This window comes from Dactylosporangium siamense (assembly GCF_016862795.1).
In the GTDB taxonomy this organism is placed as follows: Bacteria; Actinomycetota; Actinomycetes; order Mycobacteriales; family Micromonosporaceae; genus Dactylosporangium; species Dactylosporangium siamense.
On sequence record NZ_BONQ01000227.1, the window covers coordinates 1 to 6,318 of the forward strand.

1 protein-coding gene and 1 pseudogene are annotated in these 6,318 nt (G+C 73.5%); both read left to right on the plus strand.

The annotated features are described in order from the left end of the window. Positions 1 to 3,130: KR domain-containing protein (locus tag Dsi01nite_RS56570; RefSeq protein WP_203854830.1), on the plus strand; the 3,130-nt coding region annotated here is incomplete at its 5' end. 32 nt (positions 3,131 to 3,162) lie between these two features. After that, positions 3,163 to 6,318, plus strand: a pseudogene (locus Dsi01nite_RS56575) (type I polyketide synthase); the annotation flags it as partial.

Below are 6,318 nucleotides of genomic sequence, written 5' to 3' on the forward strand. Positions count from 1 at the left end.
ACTGCTCACCGAGACCCAGCCGTGGCCGGACGCCGGCCGCCCCCGCCGCGCGGGCGTGTCATCGTTCGGGATCTCCGGCACCAACGCCCACGTCATCCTCGAGGAGGCGCCGCCGGTCGAGCCGGCCCCGGCGCCCAGCCCGCTGCCGGTGGTGCCGTGGCCGCTCGCGGCACGGACCCCGGAGGCGCTTGAGGCGCAGATCGAGGGCCTGCGGGATGCTCCGGCCGCCGACCCCGTCGACGTCGGCTACTCCCTCGCATCGGGCCGGTCGGCGTTCGACCACCGGGCCGTCGTGCTCGGCGACGCCGTCGTTCGCGGCCAGGTCCGCGACGGCGGGTCGGCGATGCTGTTCACCGGTCAGGGCGCGCAGCGGTCCGGGGTGGGCCGCGGTCTCTACGATTCCTTCCCGGCTTACGCGAAGGCGTACGACGAGGTCTGCGACCACATCCCGGGCCTGCGTGAGGTCGACGGCGACCAGATCCACGAGACGCAGTGGACGCAGCCTGCGCTGTTCGCGGTCGAGGTCGCGGTGTACCGGCTCCTCGAATCGTGGGGACTCACACCCGACCACCTCCTCGGCCACTCGATCGGCGAGCTCGCCGCGGCGCACGTCGCCGGGGTCTGGTCACTGCGGGACGCGTGCAAGGTGGTCGAAGCGCGCGGCCGGCTCATGCAGGCGCTGCCGGGTGGTGGCGCGATGGTCGCGATCCAGGCGGCTGAGGCGGACGTGCGGGCGGTGCTGGTCGACGGCGCTGAGATCGCCGCGGTCAACGGCCCGGACGCGGTGGTGGTGTCCGGCGACGAAGCCGCCGTCGAAGCGGTGGCTGCGCGGTTCGCGAAGACCCGGCGGCTGAAGGTCAGTCACGCGTTCCACTCGGCGCGGATGGACGGAATGCTGGACGCGTTCCGCGAGGTGCTGTCCACGGTGACGTTCAACCCGCCGGCGATCCCGATCGCGGTGACGTCGGCCGGTGAGGTGACCGATCCGGGGTACTGGGTGGGTCAGGTTCGCGGGACGGTCCGGTTCGCGGATGCCGCCGAGGCCGTCAAAGCCAGGGGTGTGACCAGATTCCTGGAGGTCGGCCCCGACGGCATCCTGTCCGCGATGGTCGACGGGATCCCCGCCATGCGGAAGGACCGCGACGAGGTCGCCACCCTCATGACCGCGGTCGCGCAGGCACACGTCACCGGCTGGTCGCCGGACTGGACGCGGCTCTTCGCGGGCGCCCGCCGGGTCGACGTGCCCACGTACGCGTTCCAGCGGCAGCGGTTCTGGCCCACGCCACGCCGCAGCACGGCGCCCGACACCGAGTTCTGGGCGGCCGTCGAGTCCGGTGACCTCAGCGACCTCCTCGGCGTCGACGCCGACATCATCGTCCCGGCGCTGACCTCGTGGCGGCAGCGACGCCAGTCGAACGTGGACGGCTGGCTGTTCCACGACACGTGGGTCGCGCTGCCCGGCCACGACGCGACGCTCGACGGCACCTGGCTGGTCGTCGCGCCGGCCGGCGACACCGCGCTCGCCGGCATCCTCAAGGCCGCCGGCGCGGACACCGTGACCGTCGACTCGCCGGCCGACCTCCCGGCGGGCCCGTTCGCGGGGGTCGTCGCGGCACCCGCCGATGCCGCCGAGGCCCTCACCCTCGTGCAGGCCGGTATCGACGCGCCCTTGTGGTGCGTGACCCGCGACGCCGCCACCGACCCCGCGCAGCGCGCGGTCTGGGGCCTCGGCCGGATCGCGGCACTGGAACACCCCGGCCGGTGGGGCGGTGTCGTCGACATCGCCGAAGCCGACCTGCCGCTGCTCCCAGCGGTGCTGACCGGCACCGAGGACCAGGTCGAGGTCCGGTCCGGCATCGTGTACGGCCGGCGGCTCGCGAAGGCCGCCGCGAAGCCGGGCTGGCGCCCGTCGGGCACCGTCCTGGTCACCGGCGGCACCGGCGCCCTCGGCGTGCACGTCGCCCGGTGGCTCGCCGCCGAGGGCGCGAGCAGGATCGTGCTGGTCAGCCGCCGCGGCCCCGACGCGCCCGGCATGTCTGAGCTGGACATCCCCGGTGTGGAGATCGTGGCCGCCGACATCGTGCAGCCGGGCGTGGCCGCAGGCCTCATCGGCGAGTACGCGCCGACCGCGGTGATCCACGCGGCCGGCATCGTCGACGACGGTGTCATCGACGCGCTCACCCCGGAGCGGCTTGCCGCCGTCATGGCGGCCAAGGTCGACGGCGCGCTCCACCTGGACGCCGCGACCCGGGATGTGCGGCTGGACGCGTTCGTGCTGTTCTCGTCGTTCGCCGGGTCCGTCGGGTCCGCCGGGCAGGGCAACTACGCCGCCGCGAACGCCGCTCTCGACGCGATCGCCGAGCAGCGTCGCGCCGTGGGCCTGCCGGCCGTGTCGATCGCGTGGGGACCGTGGGCCGGTGACGGCATGGCCGGTGACCTGGGCGACCGGCACCGTCGCGGCGGCGTCCGGCCCATGCACCCGGCCACCGCCGTCACCGCGCTGAGCCGCGTCGGCGGCGACGCCACCGTGGTGGTCGCCGACATCGACTGGGACACGTTCGGGCCCGCGTTCACCACGGTCCGGCCCGCACCCCTCATCACCGGCCTCTACGCCCCGCCGGTCCGCGACGAAGGCATCGCACGGCTCGACCTCGCCGGCATGCTCGACCTGGTCAGGCAGCAGGCCGCCGCCGTCCTCGGGCACAGCGGGGCCGAGCTCGTCGCCCCCGAGCACGCGTTCCGGGACCTCGGGTTCGACTCCCTGACCGCCGTCGAGTTCCGCAACGGCCTCGCCGCCAGGACCGGCCTCAAGGTGCCCGCCACCGCCGTCTTCGACCACCCCACGCCAGCGGTCCTCGCGGCGCACCTGTTCGGCGAGGCGAACGGCGGCGCACCGGAAAACCCCCAGCTACCGATCCTCGCCGACCTCGACAAGGTCGAGGCCCTGATTTCGGTGATTTCCCCAGAGGATGATCTGCATGCTGCCGTCCGCACCCGCCTGCATGTGATGCTTTCGAAGCTCGACAAGGCACGCGCGGCAGAATCAGAATCGGCCACCTCACTGCAGTTCGATGCGGCGACGGACGATGAGCTCTTCTCGTTCATCCACGAGGAGCTCGGTCGGTCATGAGGTGAGCCCGGGCGACGGGTGGGGTTGTCATGAACGAGGACAAACTCCGGGACTATCTGAAGTGGGTGACCGGAGACCTCGCCCAGACTCGACAGCGGCTGCGTGACCTGGAGGCGGCCCAGCAGGAACCCATCGCGATCGTGGCGATGGGCTGCCGGTTCCCCGGTGGGGTCACGTCACCGGAGGACCTGTGGCAGCTGCTGCTGGACGGCCGGGACGCCATCGGCGACTTCCCGGCCGACCGCGGCTGGGACCTCGGCGCGCTCTTCGACGACGACCCCGACCGGCCCGGCAGCACCTACACCCGCGTCGGCGGGTTCCTCGACGACGCCGCCGACTTCGACGCCGGCCTCTTCGGCATCTCGCCGCGTGAGGCCCTCGCCATGGACCCGCAGCAGCGGCTGCTGCTCGAAACGTCCTGGGAGGCCTTCGAACGCGCCGGCCTCGACCCGCGGCGCATGCGTGGCACCCCCACCGGCGTGTTCGTCGGCACCAACGGGCAGGAATACCTGAACCTCCTCACCCAGGCCGAGGAGAACGTCGAGGGCTACCTCGGCACCGGCAACGCCGCCAGCGTCGTCTCCGGCCGGCTGTCCTACACGTTCGGCCTCGAAGGGCCCGCCGTCACCGTCGACACCGCCTGCTCCGCGTCGCTGGTCGCGCTGCACCTCGCGACGCAGGCGCTTCGGCGCGGCGAGTGCAACCTCGCCCTCGCCGGCGGCGTCACCGTCATGTCGACCCCGGGCGTGTTCGTCGAGTTCTCCCGCCAGCGCGGCCTCGCCGTCGACGGGCGCTGCAAGGCGTTCTCCGACGACGCCGACGGCACCGGCTGGGGCGAGGGGGCCGGCGTCCTGCTCCTGGAACGCCTCAGCGACGCCGTCGCCAACGGCCACCCCGTCCTCGCCGTCGTCCGCGGGTCCGCCGTCAACCAGGACGGCGCCTCCAACGGCCTCACCGCTCCGAACGGCCCCGCGCAGCAGCGCGTCATCCGCGCCGCGCTCGCCGCCGCCGGGATCGCCGCCACCGAGGTCGACGCCGTCGAGGCGCACGGCACCGGCACCGGCCTCGGCGACCCGATCGAAGCCCAGGCGCTGCTCGCGACCTACGGGCAGGGTCGCGACGAGCCACTGTGGCTCGGATCGGTGAAGTCCAACATCGGCCACACGCAGGCCGCGGCCGGCGTCGCCGGGATCATCAAGATGGTCCTCGCGATGCGGCACGGGCAGCTGCCCCGCACCCTGCACGTCACCGCACCCTCGTCGCACGTCGACTGGACCGCGGGCGCGGTCGAGCTGCTCACCGAGACCCGGACCTGGCCCGCCGTCGACCGGCCGCGCCGCGCCGCCGTGTCGTCGTTCGGGGTCTCCGGCACCAACGCCCACGTCATCCTCGAGCAGCCACCCGCCGCCGAAGCCGCCGACGAGACGCCACGGGTCTCGCTGCCGGTGGTGCCGTGGCTCGCCTCGGGTCACACGCCCGAAGCCCTCGACGCGCAGCTCCAGCGCTTGCGTGACATACCGGCCGCGGACCCCTTCGACGTCGGCTACTCCCTCGCGACCGGCCGGTCCGGGCTCGAACACCGCGCCGTCCAGCTCGGCGACACCGCGATCCGCGGCAGCGTCCGGGCCGGCGGGTCGGCGATGCTGTTCACCGGCCAGGGCGCGCAACGCGCGGGTATGGGCCGCGGCCTCTACGAGACCTTCCCGGCCTACGCCGCAGCGTATGACGAGGTCTGCGCGCACATCGACGGCCTGCGCGACGTCGACGGAACGGAGCTGGACGAGACCCGGTGGACGCAGCCGGCGCTGTTCGCGGTCGAGGTGGCGGTGTACCGGCTCCTCGAATCGTGGGGTCTCAAGCCCGACTTCCTCCTCGGTCACTCCATCGGCGAACTCGCGGCGGCGCACGTCGCCGGGGTCTGGTCCCTGCCGGACGCGTGCAAGGTGGTCGAGGCCCGCGGCCGGTTGATGCAGGCGCTGCCGGCCGGCGGCGCGATGGTCGCCGTCCAGGCCACCGAGGACGAGGTCCGGGCGGTGCTGGTCGACGGTGCCGAGATCGCTGCGGTCAACGGCCCGGACGCGGTCGTCGTGTCCGGCGACGAGGCCGCGGTCGTGGCGGTCGCCGCCCATTTCAAGAAGACGCGTCGGCTGAAGGTGAGTCACGCGTTCCATTCGGCGCGGATGGACGGGATGCTGGACGCGTTCCGCGAGGTGCTGTCCACGGTGACGTTCAACCCGCCGGCGGTCCCGATCGCGGCCACGTCCACGGGTGAGGTCACCGACCCGGAGTACTGGGTCCGTCAGGTCCGCGGCACGGTCCGCTTCGCCGACGCCGCCGAGGCGCTGCAGGCGAAGGGCGTCACCAGGTTCCTGGAGGTCGGCCCCGACGGGGTGCTGTCCGCGCTGGTGGACGGCATTCCCGCCATGCGCAAGGGCCGCGACGAAGCCCTCACCTTGATGACGGCCGTCGCGCAGGCACACGTCACCGGCTGGTCGCCGGACTGGACGCGGCTCTTCGCGGGCGCCCGCCGCGTCGACCTGCCCACCTACGCGTTCCAGCGGCAGCGGTACTGGCCCACGCCCCGCCACCGGGCGCAACCGGACACCGAGTTCTGGGCGGCCGTTGAGTCCGGCGACCTCAGCGACCTCCTCGGCGTCGACGCCGACACCATCGTCCCGGCACTCACATCGTGGCGGCAGCGGCGGCAGTCCAATGTGGACGGCTGGCTGTACCACGAGACGTGGACGGCACTGCCCAGCGACACCACGACACTCAACGGCACCTGGCTCGTCGTCGGCGCTCCCCAGATCGCCGCCGCGCTGGCCGCCGCAGGCATCGACACGGTGACCGTTCCGTCGCCGGTTGACCTCCCGGCAGGCCCGTTCGCGGGGGTCGTCGCGGCGCCCGCCGACGCCGCCGAAGCGCTTACCCTCGTGCAGGCCGGCGTCGGTGCGCCGCTGTGGTGCGTGACCCGCGACGCCGCCACGGATCCCGCGCAGCGCGCCGTGTGGGGTCTCGGCCGGGTCGCCGCTCTCGAACATCCCGCCCGGTGGGGCGGCCTCATCGACGTCGACGAGACCGGCCTGCCGCTGCTGGCAACGGTGCTCGGTGGCGCGGAGGACCAGGTCCAGATCCGGTCCGGTGCCGCCTACGGCCGCCGTCTTGCGAAGGCCGCCGCGAAGCCGGGT